Source organism: Paenibacillus sp. FSL R7-0297, assembly GCF_038009025.1.
GTDB lineage: Bacteria > Bacillota > Bacilli > Paenibacillales > Paenibacillaceae > Paenibacillus_AQ.
In genome coordinates this window covers 5,112,651-5,131,015 of the sequence record NZ_JBBPAQ010000001.1, presented here as the reverse complement: position 1 = coordinate 5,131,015, position 18,365 = coordinate 5,112,651, and the positions used below count along the sequence as shown (strand labels likewise).

The following is an 18,365-nucleotide window of genomic DNA, read 5'->3' as shown; positions in this document are numbered from 1 at the left end:
TTTGCATATTAACGCAAATTAGCCCGCAAAGAATTGGAATCGCTGTTTGGCACACCTGTGAATGGGTAATACAATAGCGAACGACAATTTCGAAGGAGGGCTTCAAGTGACAGATAAAATCGTAGGTGTATTCGACACAGAACAAGAAGCGACCAGAGCAATTGAAAGTTTACAGAGTCAAGGGTTCACTAACGACGATATTTCAGTAATTACACGGGATCGTGATGATTTAAAAAGCATTTCCAAGGATACAGGAACGATGGCGCCGGAAGGCGTAGCAACAGGAGCGGCAACCGGGGGCGTAGTCGGCGGAATCACCGGATTACTAGCAGGAATCGGCGCACTCGCTATCCCGGGGATAGGACCGATCCTCGCAGCAGGTCCCATTGTAGCCACTTTGACAGGCGCTGCAATTGGCGCAGGTGCAGGCGGACTGGTGGGCGGATTAATCGGACTCGGCATTCCGGAGGATGAAGCCCGTGATTACGAAGGATACGTGGACAGCGGCAAAATCCTCGTCCTCGTTGATGACAACGGCCGCGGCAGGGATATCCATAATATTTTCCGGGGGAACCGTTCCCTCAATGCAAGCCGTTACGACAGCCTCTATGCAGACGATACCGTAAACAGCACACTGGCAGACCGTGGACCTACGAATCCCGATATTATTCCGGAGGATACAAGGGTCGGCAACACGCTGGGTAATAGAGGTGCGATGAACGCCGACAGAGATCCGGACCTCTATAACCGCGACAAAATGTAAATCAGCAGATTCATTTCAAAATGATATAAAGGATAACAAGGACTGCCTCATAGGAGCATTCGGCCTGGGGCAGTCTTTGCTTTGGGAGGGATATCGAGCAGGTATCGTCTAAGAGTCCGTAGGGTCTATGAATGCTTTTCTGAAGTGATTATTGTTCCCTCTGCTGCGGTGCTGTTAAGCATTTTGGTCATTATATAATCAGTCTGTTCCTCGTCGCCCATATAGAAACAATGCGTACCGGTCTGGACAAACCCCATTTTTGTATAAAAAGCAATCGCACCCCCGTTTTGTTCCCACACGCCCAGCCAAATTTTATCGATGTTCCGCTCAACCGCAATTGCTATGGCTTTATTTATCAGATATTTTCCAAGTCCCTGATTGTGAAAAGGCCTCCTGATATAGATCCGCTCGATTTCAAGCGAATGGTTACCCATATTTTCAGATTGGGCCTCATTCGTGTTTACTTTCAAATACCCGGCAGGCTCGCCTTTGGAGTAGATGAAATAGAATTCAGAAGCGGTATTAGATAACTCGATATTTAATTGCTCCAGGTTAAAAGCTTTCTCTAAATAGGTTTGCATAACCTCCGCTGAATTTTGATGCTCAAAGGTACCCCTGAAGGTCTCAACACTAATTTCTTGAAGCAAGCACAAATCGCCGGCCGAGCATTTTGTTATAGTTATACTCATGTATGACTCCTCCTTATTCCAATCAAGCTCCCGTTATTACAACTACCCTGTATAAGCTGAACTTCAGAGACTAACGGCACTAACTAAAAATCCTTACGAATCAACTTGGATCAATACATACAAGTTGCAATTTGTACAACATTTAGGACTGTTCGCTCGGGTGATTTTACCGTGACTTCTGCAGCCCGTAATAATTTTGTCACATGGAGGTAAAAAAATAGTACATGATTTATGTTGCATTTACAACAATAAATATGTAGCAAGAATTGAAATTTCAATACGTGAAAAATTCACAATAGTAACTCAAGCATTATGAAGAAATAAACAAAGGATACAAACAGACAAAGGAAAATAGAAAAACAAAAACCGACCAAGAACACGCACACAAACAAAACAAATGAAGTAAAAGGAAAGATTAAATAGATCGATAAAATAAATATAGACCAACTGGAGACCAACAAAAGACCAAAAGAGACAACAGAGTTCAAAGAACAAACCCCGAAAAAATTGTTGATATAATATCACTATGTGAAAAATTCATAATAGGTTGATAGCATTAAACAAACTCACTATAAATAAACTCCCAATTAATAAATAAATATAGATAAGTCCGGTCAGTACAGGTATACAGCTGCCAAGAAACAAAGAAAACTCCAGCTCAACGAGGGATCAAAATGGAATCGACCGATAGTATATTTCGACACCATGAAATTGGAGGGTTCTTCCGACTAATCAGTCCGCTTGAGCAAGCAAGGCCACTTCGCCCCACTGATTCCTATTATTCTGCAAATTCATTATATGAAAAATTCACAATAGAAATATATAAAAATACCACCACGTGCCTACACACTCATACACCTTAAATCAAACTCAACATGTATCTATCAAATTTTTCAAACCGGAAAAAGGGGGCTAGTATTCAAACCCTCCCGATGTCCTGAATTTAACTTGGGCATAACTTGTTGTGAAAGATGGGAAATAGGGTTTATACTAGGGTAATAAGGAAGCCAAAACAAACCATAAAAAAGCCATATCAAAAACCATATCAAAGAATCCAAATCAAAAAAACACCCAGGAGGTGACCTATGGCGTTCATGATTGCACAGCGGGCGTTTATAAAGGTATATCTGATTACTATGGTGGAACAGCACAAAGGATACGGTTATCAGATGTTGGAGGATTTGCGGAGAGATTTCAAAGCGTATGGGTATTCCCCTCCCCAAAGTGAAATTTACCGTGCGCTGCATGAATTAGTGCAGCAGGGGATACTTTTCCGCACGAAGCAGCTAAAGGGCAGTGATCCCAAAGTCGATTTTCAGGAGATTGTCCTATATCATTTCACTGCCGACGGGGAGGAGAAGGCCAAGCTGTACAAAAAGCAGGTGAAGACTGATCTGGACCGCTGTCTGGGGATATTGAATAAGGCGGTCGCAGACAACTTTTGAAGCTAATCTATTGACCCGCCATTCTGCCCGTAGCGCAGGAATCCTCTTATTCGGTATCCTGGCCCGGAGGGGGAACAGGTGAGCTCGCACTGCCGTAATCCTCGACTGCTTCCCAGGCACCGGCGTCATCGAATCTCCCGCTATGCTCCTGCCGTCCCTGGCCTGCGCCGGAAGGCGGTGGAGTCATGACTTCTTCTTCCACGGGACGCACGTCTGAATTCCGGCTGGACGGGGCATATTCAACAGCGTAACGGGTGTGGGGGATGGCTTCAAGACGTTCATAAGGAATTTCCTGCTTGCTGATTTCACAGATTCCATAAGTACCGTCTTTAATCCGCTGAAGGGCAGCTTCGATATCGGTTAATTCTTCGGATAGTGAAGTGTTGATGGACAGGTCACGGCTGCGTTCAAAGGTTTCGGTTCCTGTATCGGCAGGGTGGTTATCGACAGAAGAGAGTTCTCCCGTAGAGAGTGTAAGTGAATCGCCCAGTAGGCTGTCTTCCGCCCCGTTGCTGGAGAAATGCTGTTCCAGTTCTGTTCTGCGCTCCTCAAGTAGCTGCTGGAGCTTAGTCAACTCTGATTTTGTTAAGTGGCTCATCGGGTCATCTTCCTTTCGGATGTGTGTAGTGGTTATACTGTTGTAATCTTTCCTTACCCTATTGTCCCAGAGTGCAATCAGCAGGCTCACTTCTGCTTAAATGCAACTTTAGTGATGTTTTCAGGTTGCTTTCACCCTGTTATAATAATTACTGCCGGATGAAAGCAGCATAACTTTGGAGGTTACTTAAATGGACGAACATATGAAACGCCGGTTGGACAAGCAAAGAAAGCTGTTCAGCCAGCTAGGTATTACTCTGGATGCACTTACTATTCATGAGAAGGAATTCAGCATGAAGCTTCGCGGTTACGATGCCGAGGAAGTGGATACGTTTCTGGATAGTGTAATTAAGGATTATGAGCGGTTCTATGCTACCATTGCCGATCTGATGGACAAGTGGCAGGAGCAGCAGATTGAAATGAAGGAGTTGAAGGCCGAGACCAAGGCAGCAACAGCGCCTGCTCCGGTTATCAAAGGGATCGACCCGCTGGATTTGGAAGAAATTATTATTAAGCTTGAAGCTAATGTACGGCAGCTCAAGGACAGATTACCGCGTACAGAAGGATATTTGTAGGACTTTACACCTGGAAACCGGTCTACCTGTTACCCCTTGCACCAGACTTTACAATTATAGGGAATAAAGTATATTATAACGCAAAATGGGGGTTGGACCATTGCCGGAGAAGCATGCGTGGAGCTTGAAGATCCGTGGCAAAATCGCACTTGGATATGTCATCATTTTATTAATGCTGGGGCTGTTTCTGGTTATCGTCTCCAACAGGATTACCAGCCTGGAGAAAGAAACCGTGTTCCTGAGTGACCATGATATCGAGGTTCATGAACTTACATATCAAATTGAAAAAAATGTACTGGATATGGAGACCGGGCAAAGGGGGTACGCCCTTACCGGGGACGAGTCTTACCTGGAGCCATATAGTAACGGACTTGTAGAATGGCGGATTAATTTCGCGAAGCTACACGGTCTGATTACAGATAACCCGGAGCAAGTCGGGAACCTGAATAACATTTCAGAGAATATTGAGAAATGGATCGATGAGGCCGGTCAATATGTAGTTGATCTGAAGCGGAATGGCCAGAATGAGACTGTAAGTGCTTTTTTTCGCAATGACGCAGGTAAAATAGTGATCGATGCGATTCGTACGCAATCCGATTACTTTCGCGATATTGAACGCACGCTTACCAAAGAGCGCATTAACAATCTCAAAGACAGTAACCATAAGCTGCTCATTACGATGTACATTCTTTGGGGTCTCGTAGCCGTATTAGCCTCACTCATTACCTATCTGCTCTCAGCCAGCATTGTGAATCCTTTGCACAGTGTAATCGGGGCCATTAACGAAATAGCCAGCGGAGGGAATAGGTCAGAGCGAATCAAAGTGAAGACGTTTGATGAGATCTATGAATTGGGAGAAGCGACCAATGGCCTGCTGGACACTGTGCAGCGGGATCAGTGGAACAGCGAACAGCTTACTTCGATGTCCATTGCACTGCAGGAAACGACGGATATGGCTGTTTTGTGCCGGATCTTTATCAATCGACTGTCGCTGATGCTGGAAATGCAGTACGCCACTATCTTTGTGCTTAACCGGGATGAGCTCTTTGAGCGGAGGTACTCCTATGCGGGAGCCGAGAACAAGGAAGCCCGTCTAAGTGCAGATGTGATTCAGCCTGGAGCGGGCCTGATCGGCCAGTGCGCATTGGATCAGCGGGTTAACATTATTGAGCATCTACCGGAGGATTATATTTATATCTCCTCTGGTTTGGGCAGGACTGCTCCGCGGTTTGCGGTCATCGCTCCGATTGTTTTTGAGAACAAGACGGTAGCAGTGCTGGAGGTTGCTGCGCTTACGCGGTGGGCGCCATATCATTTCGAGCTGCTGGATGAATTGCTGCAAATGATGGGCGTGACCGTCAATTCCGTAATGACCCGAATGGAGATTCAGAAGCTCCTGCATGAATCACAGGTTATGAATGAAGAGCTGCAGGTGCAATCCGAAGAGCTGCAGGTGCAGTCGGAGGAGCTTCAGGTACAGACTGAGGAGCTGCAGGACCAGACCAGTGAATTGCTGACCGTGAACAAGGAGCTTGAGGATCAGAAGTCTGTGGCAGAGAACGCAGCAATAGAGCTGGAGCGGTACAATGAACAGCTTGAGCTAAGCTCCCGCTATAAATCGGAATTTCTGGCCAATATGTCACATGAACTGCGCACTCCGCTCAATAGCATGCTGATTCTCTCACAGCTGCTTACGGAGAACCGTAATCACACATTGACAGAAGAAGAACAGGGGTATGCCTCTGTAATTTACAATTCCGGCAGTGATTTGCTGAGTATGATTAATGATATTCTTGATCTCTCCAAGGTAGAGGCCGGCAAAATGCTGGTGGAAATGGATGCCGTTAATCTTACAGAGCTGCCGTCCCTGCTGCAAGGTTATTTCGGTAAGCTCGCTGAGGGAAGGCATTTAGAATTTGAGGTGACCATTGGCGCAGAGGTTCCCGATCTGTTCTTCACCGATGAAATGAGGATGCACCAGATCCTGCGTAATCTGTTATCCAATGCGTTTAAATTCACACAGCATGGTTCAGTTTCTGTGGATGTCCATAAGCTGGATTCCTACTCGAATATGAATTACGCCATGAATGATTCCTTACTGTCCTTTGCGGTAAAAGATACGGGTATCGGCATTTCGGCGGAGAACCGCGAACTGATCTTTGAGGCCTTCCGTCAAGCTGATGGGACGACTGCCCGCCGATTCGGAGGAACCGGATTGGGGCTGTCCATTTCGCTTCAGTTAGCCAAGCTGCTGGGCGGACATATCAGCCTGGAGAGTGAAGAGGGTGCAGGCAGCACGTTCACGCTCTATCTTCCATGCCGTGAGCTGGACAGCGGGGAAGAGCCAGATAGCCTTCCGGGGCAGACTCAGGCTGCAGCAGCTTCTGAACAGGCAGAGGCTGCCCTGCGCGGGACGGTGGCCAACAGCAGAGATTTACTGTTTGATAAGGAGTTCCAGAAGCTTCAAGGCAGAACTGTTCTGATTGTAGATGATGATACGCGTAATATTTTTGCACTGCAGAAGGGCCTGGAGCCTTATGAAATGAATATCCTCACTGCCCAGACAGGTTACGAGTGTCTGCAGATTGTCAGAGAACAGCCTGATGTGGATATTGTATTGCTCGACATCATGATGCCGAATCTCGATGGCTACGATACCTTGTCTATTATCCGGGAAGAACTATTACTCACAGAGCTTCCGATCATTGCGATTTCAGCCAAGACTATGAAGGAAGACCGTGAACGGTGTCTGACCGCAGGAGCATCAGATTTCATAAGCAAACCTGTAGTAATGATAGATGTAGTCAGCCGGATGTGCCGGTGGATACAGGAACGGGCTTAATAAGTCTACAACTGAAGAGTCAGGCAAGAACTCCTCTAGAGAGTTTTGTCTGACTCTTTTTTCATGCGGAATTAAGGGATTATTATGCATAAATACTGAATAATGGTGCAGACTACAACGATACAGGCAGACTGGCAGGGGCAAAACTTGACTTTTCGAAAAACCCATTGACGGAATACAAGGTATGATTTATTATGAGATCATAAATGATCATTTATATGCAAGTGGCGTGTTACCTTTATAGGGCATGAGCCAAGATCTGATCTCATTCATTTGAGTCAGTCTTGGCTCTTTTTTGTGCGAAAAATCAGGCAATGGACGGAAAGGAGGGAGAACTTGGCGAGGGAAAATGAACAATTTCAGGTTTTGCGGGTGATCGGAAATAATGTCGTGATGGTTCAAGGAGGTAAGAAAAGCAAGGAATACGTGATTATCGGCAAGGGCATCGGTTTTGCGCTTAAAGACGCAGGTGTGATTGATGCGGATGATCCCCGGATTGAGAAGCTGTTTCGGCTGGAGGACCGTGAGGAATGGAGCCAGTATCAGATTCTGCTGGAAGATATAGATCCTAAGGTCATGAGGATTACGGATGAGATTATTTCGGATATCGCCCGTGAGTTTCCCGGCAAGTTAAACGACAAGATCTACTTGGCGCTCCCCAGCCATATCCAGTTCACCATTTTCCGCTTGCGGAGCGGGATGGACATTGTCAATCCGTTCCTTGAGGAAACCCGGATGACCTTTCCCAGGGAATTTGAGATCGCTTACAAGGCAGCGGAGAAGATCAGCACAGAATTCGAGGTGCGGATCCCTGAAGATGAAGTCGGATTCCTCACCTATCACGTATATTCTGCGGTCAGCAATGTGCCGGTTGGTCAGCTAGTCAAGGCCTCTAACATCGTCAGTGATCTGATGGATATGATCCGCAACGAACGCAATATTATTTTTGAACAGGGTAGTATGAATCATGTCCGGCTGATGGTTCATTTGAGATTCTCTATTGAACGGATTCTGCAGGGTTCGCTCATAGATAATCCATTCGTGAAGCACATCAAGAAAGAATACAAGGATGAATATAAGCTCGCTCATAAAATGGGAAAGATCATGCAAGGCAAGCTTGGTGTAGACGTACCGGAAGAAGAGATATGCTTTCTCGCCATGCATCTGCACCGCTTATTCCAGACCTTAGAGAAAAACAAATAGCAGAGGCAGGGAGTGGAATTTATGTTTTCCAGATGGAAATCTAAAAAAGAAGAGAAACATGCTGAGACCAGCATTGAGATATCTGCGCCGGTCAGCGGGCAAGCCGTGCCGTTATCCGAAGTGCCGGATGAGACCTTTGCTGGCGGACATATGGGCAAGGGGATTGCTATAGAACCTTCCGAAGGGAAATTAATCGCCCCCTTTGACGGCAAAATCGCTCATGTGGTCAAAACCAATCACGCACTTATCCTGGAGCATTCCTCCGGTCTGCAACTGCTGATGCATATAGGAATTGACACCGTCAGCTTAAAAGGAAGCGGATTCACTAGCCATATTGTAAATGGTGATGAAGTAAAAGCAGGCCAGACGCTGATTGAGTTCGATCTCGAGGCGATACGGACAGCGGGGTACCGAACCATTACACCGGTCATTGTGACCAGCAGCGAGGAGTATACCCCGGAAGTCAAATGCCATTACGGCGCAATATCTGCGGGACAGAGCAGTATTCTTACAGTGGCTTCAAAGCTATAAAAACATATACGTACTAATATGAAACCGGGAGATGATTTCATTATGTTAGCTTTTTTACAGAAGTTAGGGAAGTCTCTGATGCTTCCAGTCGCAACATTGCCGGCAGCAGCGATTCTGCAAGGGCTTGGACTTCTCGATTATGAAAAGGATTTGCATCTGGGTAGCACAATAGGTGGATTCTTGAACCAATACGTTGCTCCATTCTTAAACGCAGGTGCTGGTGCGGTATTCGGCAACCTGGCCTTAATTTTTGCAATTGGTGTCGCCATTGGATTCGCCGGGGATGCCGTAGCTGCTTTATCCGCACTAATTGCTTATATGGTTCTTACCAAAGTATTGTTAATCGTACCGGCAACCTTTGGTTTCATTGGTGATGATGTAGTGCTGGATATGGGTGTGCTTGGTGGTATATTCGCCGGAGCCTGGGCAGCGTTCCTGTATAAGAAATATCATAATATCAAAATGCCGGATTGGCTGGGCTTCTTCGCCGGTAAACGTTTTGTTCCAATTGTTACAGCTGCTTCGACTATGGTACTGGCGGTCTTCATCGGTATGATCTGGAGCCCGGTACAGGATGTCATCAGTGATTTCGGGAACTGGGTAGTAGGCCTTGGCGCAATTGGCGCATTTGTATTCGGAACCGCAAACCGTCTGCTTGTTCCGATTGGCCTTCATCATGTCATTAACACTATTGCTTGGTTCCAGCTTGGTGATTATACGAACGCAGCCGGTGAGGTAATCCATGGTGATGTTTGGCGCTTCCTGGCCGGAGATAAAAGTGCAGGGATGTTCACCACAGGGTTCTTCCCGATTATGATGTTTGCTTTGCCTGGTGCGGCGCTTGCCTTCATCCATACCGCAAAACCGGAAAAGAAAAAGATGGTAGCATCAATATTCATTGGTTCTGCTATTGCCTCTATACTTACAGGTATTACCGAACCACTGGAATTCTCATTTATGTTTGTGGCACCGCTTCTGTATCTAGTTCATGCGATTCTGACAGGTGTGTCCATGGCAGTGATGTACATTCTAGATGTACGGCTAGGTTTCAGTTTCTCCGCAGGTCTCATTGACTACCTGACCAACTTGAAGCTCTCAACCAATGCATGGGTTCTAATTCCTGTAGGGCTGGCTTTCTTCGTACTCTATTATGTATTGTTCCGCTTTGTTATCGCGAAGTTCAATCTCAAAACACCTGGCCGTGAAGATGATACAGATGATGAGATGATTGACTTGGGCAAAGGCACAACAACCGTGTCGGCTTCTTCCCGTGCTGCTAAGATTCTGGAGAACATCGGTGGCCCTGCGAACATCCGCAGCATCGATGCCTGCATCACCCGTCTGCGTCTTAACGTTAACGATGAAAAGGCGGTTAAGGATTCCGCCCTTAAGCAGCTTGGCGCTTCCGGTGTAATGAGACTGGGGCAAGGGGCCGTACAGATTGTATTCGGACCGCAGTCCGAGCAGATTAAGGATGATATTAAAAAGCTGATGTAACTCTGCAGCACAATAGTTTAATCCGAAGCGGACATCTTGGATGTCTGCTTTTTTTTTACACAAACTGATTGTGGATAGCTGAGAAATAAGATCCGTATACCCCAATTTGTGGGTTATTTTGCGTACCGTCAGCTCTTATGGTAAGAATTAGATGGACCATTTGGAATGGGAATGATACAAATCTGCCTCAGCCTTCGTCTTACTTATAGCTGCAGCGGATAAGGAGGATTACCTGATGGACATTCCGGAATCAGACAACTTTAAATCGATTTTTTATACACATTATCCAATCGTGCGCCGAAAGCTGGCTGCGCTTGTAAGGGATGAGAGTGCAGCCGATGATTTGGCGCAGGAGGTCTTTCTGAGACTGTACAGAAATCCGCCGGATGATCCCGAAGCTCTGGGAGCCTGGCTGCATAGAGTGCTTACACGGATCGGTTACGATTACCTGAACAAGCAAGTACGGGAGCGCAGACTGATTAATAAGCAGGAGTTAATGTACGACACAGATGCCTCAGCCCCTACGGGGGAAGAAATAGTGCTGGGCAAGCTGGACCAGGAAGATGTGAGGAACTGGCTGGACGGGCTACCTGAGCGGGACCGGCAGGCTCTGCTGCTTAAGTACTCGGGTTACAGCTATGCGGAGATCGCCGGAGAGCTCGGTGTGAACCCGCCGGTGGTAGGCACGCTGTTAAGCCGGGCTACCGCCAAATTGAAACAGCATGCGGTGAAGTCGCTTCCGCAAGAATAAGATCATCCGGGAGGAATGAAGCAATGAATAATAGAGCACATGGGAATTCCCAGCCTGCGGGAACAGACGAGGCTTGGGCTAAACTGCAGGAGAAGCTCGGGCAAGAACCGGTGAATCCGGTATGGGCAGATTGGGGCAAGCGGGAGGCAGTCCTAGCGGCTACAACAGAGGAAACCGTTAAAACGGATTCTGCGGCAAGCGGAATCCATTCTATATCTTCAATAAGAGCAAGGGAGAATACAGATTCAGGGCTTTCGCAGAATTCCGTCCGTAAATCACGCAGACCGGGACTAAGCCGCAGCCGTAAATGGGCTGCTGCAGCTGCAGGGGTTGCCATCTTCGCCGCTATCCTGGCTACTCCAGTAGGCAATACCGCCATGGCGGCTATCCTGAACCAATTCCGGATGCAGGATGTAGCCGTAGTCGAAGAGAGCGATCTTCGGGATATGTTCTATCAGGTGAGCGGGGAAGGCAATTTCAACCAAACTATGAATTCCTTCGGCACCTTCACATTCGCTAACGGATCTGTCGAGGGCAAGCTCCCGGTTGGGGAAATACAAGGGGTGCTGGGATATGAACACCTGAAGGGCCAAGATATTACTAATATGAAGACTGTAGAGGTAAGCGCGTCCCGTGATATTACCCTTACGCTGAACGTGGATGAAGTGAATCAGGCATTGAAGCGTGTAGGCTCGAACGATCTGCTGCCGGAGTCTGTGGACGGAAAACCGATTACACTGCATTTGCCCGAAATTGTGAATTATGACCTGTCTACAGATCAGGAGCATTGGGCTACTCTGTCACAGATGAATACACCTGTAATTACCGTTGATCCTTCTATAGATATGGATGAAGCGTTGGATGCCGTAGTTAACTTTCCGCTAATTCCCGATTATCTGAGAAGCGACCTGCAGAAGAGCCGGATTCTGTCTGGTGATATTCCGATGCCGCTGATAAAGGGCAGCAATGATGAACAGATTACAGTGGCTGACACCCCTGTTATTCTTACCGAAATGAAGTTCAGCGAAGGCTATAGCTATTCCGCAGTCTGGGTCCAGGATGGTCAGATGCTCCAGCTTACAGGCGGAGATGTCTATCCGGATAGGGATAAGTTCATTCAGAAGGTACAGGAGTTGATTACACAATGAGTAGCGCACCTGCAATTGATGCTAACGCCCTGACCAAAGAGTATCCTAATGGACGCGGTTGCCGGGATGTTACCATCACTGTGGGGAAAGGGGAAGCCTTCGGCTTCCTCGGCCCCAACGGTGCCGGCAAGAGCACCTTCGTCAAAATGCTGGTGGGACTCATCTCGCCAACGGGCGGGAAAGCTTCCATCCTGGGTCATCCGCTCGGTTCTCTTGAAGCCAAAGCCAAGATTGGGTACTTGCCTGAGCTATACCGCTATCAGGAGTGGCTGACCGGAGAAGAGGTAGTCAGACTGCATGCTAAGCTAAGCCGGACCCGGAAAAGTGTGGCGGACATAAGGATCCCACAGCTTCTGCAGGAAGTAGGCATTGGTCAGCGGGGGAAGGACCGGGTCAAGCATTATTCCAAGGGAATGCAGCAGCGGCTGGGACTGGCTTGTGCGCTGGTCAACGAGCCGGAAATTATTTTTCTCGATGAGCCCTCCTCTGCGCTTGATCCAATCGGGAGAATGGAAGTACGGATGATTCTGGAGCGGCTCAAGGAGAGAGGGATCACGATATTTCTCAACTCCCATTTGCTTGAGGATGTTGAAGTGCTGTGCGACCGGATGGCCATGCTTAATAACGGGACGGTCCTGCGGCACGGCAAAGTATCAGAGATCCTGAGCCAGCGGACCAGCTGGCATTTCAAAGTGGGCGGGTATACGCCTTTTTTGCTGTCCTGGCTGAAGGAACATACAGGGCTTACCATCCGGCAGACGACCGCTGGATCCGGAAAAACCAGGCAGGGAATCGGACAAGAGCCGGAATTAGGCAGCAGTGTCGTATGGCTGGAAGCAGAGCTGGACAACGAGGAGCAGGCGGGCTGGCTGAACGGGCTGATTGTGGAGCAGGGGATGACTCTATATGAAGTAACCCGCAAACAAGAACGGCTGGAAGAGTGGTTCATGGATGCTGTATCCGGACTTAGCCATAGGGGAGAGAGCGAATGAATACCATACTTGAAATGACATGGAAGGAAATGCTGCGTAAAAAGGTGATGCTGCTAACTCTGCTGCTCACGTTTGTCTTTCTGATCGCCTTCTGGTTTGTGGCCGATACGGTTGGAAAGAATGAGCCTGGGGCAGGGTCTATACATAACGGGAGTGAGTTGTTCACACGATTTACGAACGGCGCCTTTATTCTTAGTCTGGGATACTTCTTCGGCGCCTTTGTAATCGCCTTTCTGGCGATCTTCAGCTCGTTCTCGGTAATTGCCGGGGAAGCGGAACAGGGAGTCATGCAGGCATTGCTGCCCCGGCCGCTGCCGCGCTGGAAATGGTATGCCGGACGCTGGCTCGGTTTCGTAACACTGGGTGTAGTTTATGCCTTCATTCTATTTCTGGCTATCCTGCTGATCACAAATGTCCATGCGAGCGTTCCCAGAGATCCGGCAGCACTAGTGAAGTCATTTTTGCTGTTTGCTTCTGTGGTTCCATTGTTAATCTCCGTATCCATGCTGGGCTCAGGGATTTTCTCGGCGCTGGGTAACGGTGTGTTCATGACGATGCTCTATGGGGCAGGGTTTCTGGGAGGAATGCTTGATAAGCTAAGCGGTTCGCTGCGGCTGGAGAACGACGCGCTGAATGTGCTGCATAATCTGACCGGGATCATGTCGATGCTGATGCCGGCAGATGCCTTGCAGCGCAGAATGACCGCCGAGCTGTTCAGTCTGAAGGATATCAGCGGTCTGGTTTCCCTAAGTAATGGCGGACTTAGCATCATTAATATCAGCGCGTACCCGTCAGTGTCATTCATCGTATATGCTGTGTGTTATACCGTAATTGTATTTGTAATAGGAATTCTGCATTTTCAGCGCAAGGATTTATAAGACAAATAAACAGCGCCCTCAAAGTTTCCTGGTTAAGGAACTTCAGGGGCGCTGCTTCGCATGCAGGCCGGCAATCATTTGGTCACGCCAATCTCAATCCAATCCGTAGACCAGTTACCGATTTCACCAAGAATGGGAGCCAGTGCCGTGCCTTTGTCGGTCAACGAATACTCAATACGCACAGGCATTTCAGGATACACCGTGCGCTGAATGATGCCTTCGTTCTCCATTTCCTTCAGCCGGTCGGATAATACTTTGCCGCTTAGATTGGATAAGCAATGCTCGATTTCCCCGAATCGCCGCGGACCATCCATCAGGACGAATACGATCAGTGCAACCCACCGTTTACTAAGCACATCGACCGCTTTTTCGAAGCGTGGACACATCTCGAAATTGTTCATTAGCATCACCTCGACATTCATTATATCATAAACTTACAATAAGTAATCATTAATATTTAAATATATTTTATAACTTGACGAACTTATATTACAATGATAAACTAACTTACAAATAGTTACTAGAGCAAATAATGAATATTAAAATTTTACGAACCCGGCATAGGCTATTACGCATTTTTGGGAGAAAAGTTGCTTAGGCTATGCTATCAAAACTAAGTGTATGCTTCCGAAGCAAGTTTTGCGAAACGGAATCGAAGAAGTCTATGCTATAAAACTTTTAGGACGGTGTACTCATGATCAAACCCGATATCCTTTCCATATTACAGAACAAAATCAAACGGATCTCCATGGATGATTCCACGAATATACTGGTTGGTCCCATTACCTTGCCGGTGAACCTGGACGGAGAGACCGTTACCTTCAAATGGTACAGCTGGCTGAAAGTGACGGATGAAGAGCTTCAGCAAGCGGAAGGTAAAGAGGCTACTGAACTGCTTATTAGCCGGTTATCTTCGATGAACCTTGCGGATGGACAACAGTCGAGCGTTCTTGTCTATGGGGATTTCGAGAACTCTGACGAAGCGCTGATCCGGATGCACAGCATTTGCCACACCGGTGATATTTTTGGCAGTAAGCGCTGCGATTGCGGCTTCCAGCTGCACACATCGATGAAGATGATTGCCCAGCATGGTTCCGGAGCACTCTTTTACCTGGCTAATCATGAGGGACGAGGCATCGGCCTGTTCAGCAAAGCCATGGCTTATATTCTGCAGGAAGAAGGATATGATACTGTAGAAGCTAATCTGGAGCTGGGCTTTGCCGATGATTCCAGAGATTACACAGACGCGATCAGTGTGCTTCAGCACCTGCGCAGCAAACCGGTGACCCTGATCACCAATAATCCGAAGAAGATGGAAGCTCTGAGAGCTGCCGGAATGAACACGGTCAAAAGAGTGCCGCTATGGGGCGATGTCTCGGTCTTCAACGAAAAGTATCTGCGGACCAAAGTAACCCGTTCCGGACATCTGGAGGCTGTGCAGAGCGCGGATTTTTTTGAGGGCAGAGTAGCTAAATAAGCCGGCCGTACTCTGGCAGAGCAGAATGGTAAGGGAAATAGGTAGTACTTTTGGATTCATTCTATTATAATGGGGTACTGAACCCAATACTTAGCTTAGTGAGGTAACCTATGAATGCTATTCAAGTGCAGGACTTGCGCAAGACATTTAAAGTCCAAAAAAACCGCGAGGGCCTCAAAGGAGCCTTCGCTGATTTGTTTAAACGGCAATATTCCGAAGTGACCGCAGTGAAGGACATTTCGTTCAGTATTCCGGAAGGCGAAATATGCGGATACATCGGGGAGAACGGGGCCGGCAAATCGACCACGATTAAGATGCTCACTGGTATTCTCGTACCTACCGCCGGCAGTCTTTCTGTAGGCGGCTTCGTGCCGTATGCGGAACGTGAGAAGTTCGTACAGAATATCGGAGTTGTATTCGGACAGCGCAGCCAGCTCTGGTGGGATATCGGTGTCATCGAATCCTTCCAACTGCTGCGTAAGGTGTACCGGGTCTCCGAGCAGGATTTCAAAAAACGGCTGGATGAGCTCGTTGAGCGGCTGGAGCTGCAGGAGCTGCTGAACCGTCCGGTACGTAAGCTCAGTCTCGGACAGCGGATGCGCTGTGAGCTGGTCGCTGCGCTGCTGCACAATCCGTCGATTCTGTTTCTGGATGAGCCGACGATTGGCCTTGATATTGTCGTGAAGTCAGAGATTCGAGAGTTCCTCAAGGATATGAACCGTGAGCATGGCACGACCATCCTGCTGACGACGCATGATCTGCAGGATATTGAAGCTCTCTGCTCGCGGGTAATCATGCTGGATGACGGTCGGATTATCTATGACGGGGGTCTTGAGGATCTCAAGCAGCGGTGGGGAACGGGACGTGAAGTGCAGTTCCAGTTCGGTACCGCTACGAAGCTGCAGCAGCTGGTGCAGTGGACAGAGGGGATGCCGGTTACCTGGACAGCCGAGAATGAGCTGGGTGCCAAGGTATGGATTCCGCTCGAGCTGAATGTATCGGATGTGCTGGGCCGGGTGGTCGGACAGGCAGATATTACAGATATCAAAATCATCGAAACCAATACGGATGACATCGTCCGCAGTATTTATCAGTCAGGCTCGGCAGAGAAGCCGGAAGAGCGGATCGCGGCACTGAGTGATGAGAAAGAGGCACTCCATGTCTAAGCAGCTGGCAACGGCAGCTTCCTCCTCCGGCAGCAGAACACCGGGCGGCTCCCGGGAGAACGGACGAAGGCTGCTGCTCGGCGCTTATTTCGATTTCATCCGCATCCGCTTCCTGACGATGCTGGCTTACCGGATCAATTACTATTCAGGAATTCTGATCTACACGCTGAATATCGGGGTCAACTATTTCACCTGGAAAGCTATTTATGGAGGCGGAGAATCACTAGGCGGCTTTACCGGGGCACAGATGACTACGTATGTGGCCGTCTCGTGGATGGCTCGGGCGTTCTATTTCAATAACCTGGACAGGGAGATTTCTACGGATATCCGTGACGGCAGCATCGCGATTCAGTTCATCCGACCTTATAACTATGTGCTGGTCAAAATGATGCAGGGACTTGGCGAAGGCCTGTTCCGCTTCATGATGCTGATGATTCCGGGCATGGTGATTGCCATTCTGCTGTTTCCGGTGCAACTGCCGACAGAACCATCCGCCTGGATCGGTTTCCTGGTAATGCTCTTCTTCAGTTTCCTGATCAGCTCACAGATTAATATCATAACGGGGCTCTCTGCATTCTTCGTCGAGAATAACGAGGGGATGATGCGCATGAAGCGTGTTATCGTTGACCTCTTCTCTGGCCTGATCGTCCCGATTACGCTTTTTCCGGGCTGGTTATCGTCCATTCTCAAGATTCTGCCCTTTCAGGCCATCACGTACCTGCCGGGTTCCGTATTCACGGGCCGGGTGCAGGGAGTGGGCATTTGGAATGTGCTGGGCATCCAGGTCATCTGGTTCCTGGTCCTGCTGATTCCGATTGTCTGGCTATATCACGCAGCGCGCCAGCGGCTGTTCGTGCAGGGAGGTTGAGCCGGAATGTACTATTTAGGTTTGTTAATTGAATATCTGAAAAATTATATGAAGACAAGGTTAACCTATCGTGCTGATTTCTGGGTGGAGGTTGTTTCCGATCTTCTCTTCCAGGCAACGAACTTTATCTTCATTATGGTCATTTTCATGCATACCGACAGCCTGGGCGGCTGGAATCAGAACGAAGTGGTGTTCGTCTACGGGTTCTTTATGGTGCCGTTCGGCGTGTTCAGCTGTTTCGTGAATATGTGGGGCTTCAGTGAGCGATATATCGTCAAAGGTGAGATGGACCGCATTCTGACCCGACCGGCGCATAATCTGTTCCAGATTTTCCTGGAGAATGTGGACCCGCCATCACTTATGGGCTCCTTCATCGGACTGATTATTATGGCAATCAGCGGCAGCAATCTGGGCTTGCCGTTCGAATGGTGGACGCTTCCGATGCTGATTATCCTGACACTCAGTGCGGTAGCAATCTATACCGGCATCTATACGACATTGACTTCACTGTCTTTCTATTCAGATGCGCCGACGGGTATTCTGCCGCTGATGTATAATATCCAGACCTACGGCCGTTATCCGGTTACGATCTACAACCGGGCGATTCAGGTGCTGCTCACCTGGATTATTCCGTTTGCATTTGTCGGGATCTATCCGGCAGCTCTGTTCCTCCACCGTGATGAGATGAAGGGGATGGCGCTGTTGACCCCCCTAGTGGGTGCTGTGTTCCTCGGCATTGGGCTGATGGCCTGGAGCTATGGCGTTAAGCGGTATAAAGGTGCGGGTTCTTAAGGGATTCCGCTAAGAAAATCATACAGGGTCGTCCGAGCAGCTATCTATAGGATGGCACGGACGGCCCTTTTCGTGTAGAAAATACTATAATGATGCTCAAAAAATCCTACCTGCCCAATAAATGAAAGCCATAATAAGGAGGGAGAGTGAA

General features: G+C 48.2%; 18 protein-coding genes. 15 read left to right on the top strand and 3 right to left on the bottom strand.

Translation table 11 applies throughout. From position 1 onward, the window contains the following. The first annotated feature begins 106 nt into the window (after window positions 1-106). A complete protein-coding gene (locus MKZ24_RS22420) occupies window positions 107-763 on the top strand; it encodes a general stress protein (RefSeq protein WP_340786602.1) in 657 nt (218 codons plus the stop codon). A gap of 125 nt (window positions 764-888) precedes the next feature. Here the strand turns inward: MKZ24_RS22420 and MKZ24_RS22415 are convergent, their stop codons facing one another. After that, on the bottom strand, window positions 889-1,452 hold the full coding sequence (locus MKZ24_RS22415; RefSeq protein WP_340786599.1) for a GNAT family N-acetyltransferase: 564 nt from the start codon (window positions 1,450-1,452) through the stop codon (window positions 889-891). Window positions 1,453-2,537: 1,085 nt separating this feature from the next. On the opposite strand from MKZ24_RS22415, the gene MKZ24_RS22410 reads away from it, so the two are divergent. Then, window positions 2,538-2,897 (top strand): helix-turn-helix transcriptional regulator, encoded by a 360-nt coding sequence (locus tag MKZ24_RS22410; RefSeq protein WP_042236138.1) that lies wholly within the window; start codon window positions 2,538-2,540, stop codon window positions 2,895-2,897. A gap of 46 nt (window positions 2,898-2,943) precedes the next feature. Here MKZ24_RS22410 and MKZ24_RS22405 read toward each other — a convergent pair whose 3' ends face one another. After that, on the bottom strand, window positions 2,944-3,495 hold the full coding sequence (locus MKZ24_RS22405) for a TraR/DksA C4-type zinc finger protein (protein WP_340786594.1): 552 nt from the start codon (window positions 3,493-3,495) through the stop codon (window positions 2,944-2,946). Between the two features lie 190 nt (window positions 3,496-3,685). Between MKZ24_RS22405 and MKZ24_RS22400 the strand changes: the two genes are divergently transcribed. The 9 genes from MKZ24_RS22400 (at window position 3,686) to MKZ24_RS22360 (ending at window position 13,911) form a co-directional block, all read left to right on the top strand. Then, entirely contained in the window at window positions 3,686-4,069 is a 384-nt protein-coding gene (locus MKZ24_RS22400; RefSeq protein WP_042136936.1) for a DivIVA domain-containing protein, read from the top strand. Window positions 4,070-4,169: 100 nt separating this feature from the next. Further along, complete coding sequence (locus MKZ24_RS22395; protein ID WP_340786590.1) at window positions 4,170-6,911, top strand: CHASE3 domain-containing protein; 2,742 nt, start codon at window positions 4,170-4,172, stop codon at window positions 6,909-6,911. A 336-nt stretch (window positions 6,912-7,247) separates the two neighbouring features. Further along, window positions 7,248-8,114: a PRD domain-containing protein gene (locus MKZ24_RS22390; RefSeq protein ID WP_340786587.1), complete on the top strand. Its 867-nt coding sequence runs from the start codon at window positions 7,248-7,250 to the stop codon at window positions 8,112-8,114. A gap of 21 nt (window positions 8,115-8,135) precedes the next feature. Then, window positions 8,136-8,645: a PTS sugar transporter subunit IIA gene (locus tag MKZ24_RS22385; RefSeq protein ID WP_042236141.1), complete on the top strand. Its 510-nt coding sequence runs from the start codon at window positions 8,136-8,138 to the stop codon at window positions 8,643-8,645. 42 nt (window positions 8,646-8,687) lie between these two features. Continuing rightward, a complete protein-coding gene (locus MKZ24_RS22380) occupies window positions 8,688-10,142 on the top strand; it encodes a PTS transporter subunit EIIC (protein WP_042236143.1) in 1,455 nt (484 codons plus the stop codon). 235 nt (window positions 10,143-10,377) lie between these two features. Next, complete coding sequence (locus MKZ24_RS22375) at window positions 10,378-10,893, top strand: sigma-70 family RNA polymerase sigma factor (protein WP_042236145.1); 516 nt, start codon at window positions 10,378-10,380, stop codon at window positions 10,891-10,893. A gap of 23 nt (window positions 10,894-10,916) precedes the next feature. Next, window positions 10,917-12,041: a hypothetical protein gene (locus MKZ24_RS22370; RefSeq protein ID WP_042236147.1), complete on the top strand. Its 1,125-nt coding sequence runs from the start codon at window positions 10,917-10,919 to the stop codon at window positions 12,039-12,041. Further along, a complete protein-coding gene (locus tag MKZ24_RS22365; protein WP_340786578.1) occupies window positions 12,038-13,033 on the top strand; it encodes an ABC transporter ATP-binding protein in 996 nt (331 codons plus the stop codon). Before MKZ24_RS22370 ends, MKZ24_RS22365 begins: the two co-directional genes overlap by 4 nt. Then, a complete protein-coding gene (locus MKZ24_RS22360) occupies window positions 13,030-13,911 on the top strand; it encodes an ABC transporter permease (RefSeq protein ID WP_042236151.1) in 882 nt (293 codons plus the stop codon). Before MKZ24_RS22365 ends, MKZ24_RS22360 begins: the two co-directional genes overlap by 4 nt. A 74-nt stretch (window positions 13,912-13,985) precedes the next feature. Here the strand turns inward: MKZ24_RS22360 and MKZ24_RS22355 are convergent, their stop codons facing one another. Continuing rightward, the gene (locus tag MKZ24_RS22355) at window positions 13,986-14,312 is read right to left on the bottom strand and encodes a winged helix-turn-helix transcriptional regulator (protein WP_039292833.1); all 327 of its coding nucleotides are present in this window, start codon (window positions 14,310-14,312) and stop codon (window positions 13,986-13,988) included. A gap of 293 nt (window positions 14,313-14,605) precedes the next feature. Here MKZ24_RS22355 and MKZ24_RS22350 point away from each other — a divergent pair, with 293 nt between their 5' ends. The 4 genes from MKZ24_RS22350 to MKZ24_RS22335 all read left to right on the top strand — a co-directional run bounded on the left by MKZ24_RS22350 (window position 14,606) and on the right by MKZ24_RS22335 (window position 18,214). Further along, the gene (locus MKZ24_RS22350) at window positions 14,606-15,388 is read left to right on the top strand and encodes a GTP cyclohydrolase II (protein WP_042213396.1); all 783 of its coding nucleotides are present in this window, start codon (window positions 14,606-14,608) and stop codon (window positions 15,386-15,388) included. Window positions 15,389-15,498: 110 nt separating this feature from the next. Next, a complete protein-coding gene (locus tag MKZ24_RS22345) occupies window positions 15,499-16,554 on the top strand; it encodes an ABC transporter ATP-binding protein (protein ID WP_042236154.1) in 1,056 nt (351 codons plus the stop codon). A 73-nt stretch (window positions 16,555-16,627) separates the two neighbouring features. Further along, window positions 16,628-17,422, top strand: a complete 795-nt coding sequence (locus MKZ24_RS22340; protein ID WP_042242455.1) for an ABC transporter permease — start codon at window positions 16,628-16,630, stop codon at window positions 17,420-17,422. Window positions 17,423-17,428: 6 nt separating this feature from the next. Further along, window positions 17,429-18,214: an ABC transporter permease gene (locus MKZ24_RS22335; RefSeq protein ID WP_042236156.1), complete on the top strand. Its 786-nt coding sequence runs from the start codon at window positions 17,429-17,431 to the stop codon at window positions 18,212-18,214. Window positions 18,215-18,365 lie beyond the last annotated feature (151 nt).

Coding starts and splice junctions, on each gene's coding strand:
- MKZ24_RS22345 (WP_042236154.1), top strand. CDS start 15,499: ATGAATGCTATTCAAGTGCAGGACTTGCGCAAGACATTTAAAGTCCAA.
- MKZ24_RS22350 (WP_042213396.1), top strand. CDS start 14,606: ATGATCAAACCCGATATCCTTTCCATATTACAGAACAAAATCAAACGG.
- MKZ24_RS22400 (WP_042136936.1), top strand. CDS start 3,686: ATGGACGAACATATGAAACGCCGGTTGGACAAGCAAAGAAAGCTGTTC.
- MKZ24_RS22335 (WP_042236156.1), top strand. CDS start 17,429: ATGTACTATTTAGGTTTGTTAATTGAATATCTGAAAAATTATATGAAG.
- MKZ24_RS22370 (WP_042236147.1), top strand. CDS start 10,917: ATGAATAATAGAGCACATGGGAATTCCCAGCCTGCGGGAACAGACGAG.
- MKZ24_RS22355 (WP_039292833.1), bottom strand. CDS start 14,312: ATGAACAATTTCGAGATGTGTCCACGCTTCGAAAAAGCGGTCGATGTG.
- MKZ24_RS22405 (WP_340786594.1), bottom strand. CDS start 3,495: ATGAGCCACTTAACAAAATCAGAGTTGACTAAGCTCCAGCAGCTACTT.
- MKZ24_RS22365 (WP_340786578.1), top strand. CDS start 12,038: ATGAGTAGCGCACCTGCAATTGATGCTAACGCCCTGACCAAAGAGTAT.
- MKZ24_RS22410 (WP_042236138.1), top strand. CDS start 2,538: ATGGCGTTCATGATTGCACAGCGGGCGTTTATAAAGGTATATCTGATT.
- MKZ24_RS22380 (WP_042236143.1), top strand. CDS start 8,688: ATGTTAGCTTTTTTACAGAAGTTAGGGAAGTCTCTGATGCTTCCAGTC.
- MKZ24_RS22415 (WP_340786599.1), bottom strand. CDS start 1,452: ATGAGTATAACTATAACAAAATGCTCGGCCGGCGATTTGTGCTTGCTT.
- MKZ24_RS22360 (WP_042236151.1), top strand. CDS start 13,030: ATGAATACCATACTTGAAATGACATGGAAGGAAATGCTGCGTAAAAAG.
- MKZ24_RS22375 (WP_042236145.1), top strand. CDS start 10,378: ATGGACATTCCGGAATCAGACAACTTTAAATCGATTTTTTATACACAT.
- MKZ24_RS22385 (WP_042236141.1), top strand. CDS start 8,136: ATGTTTTCCAGATGGAAATCTAAAAAAGAAGAGAAACATGCTGAGACC.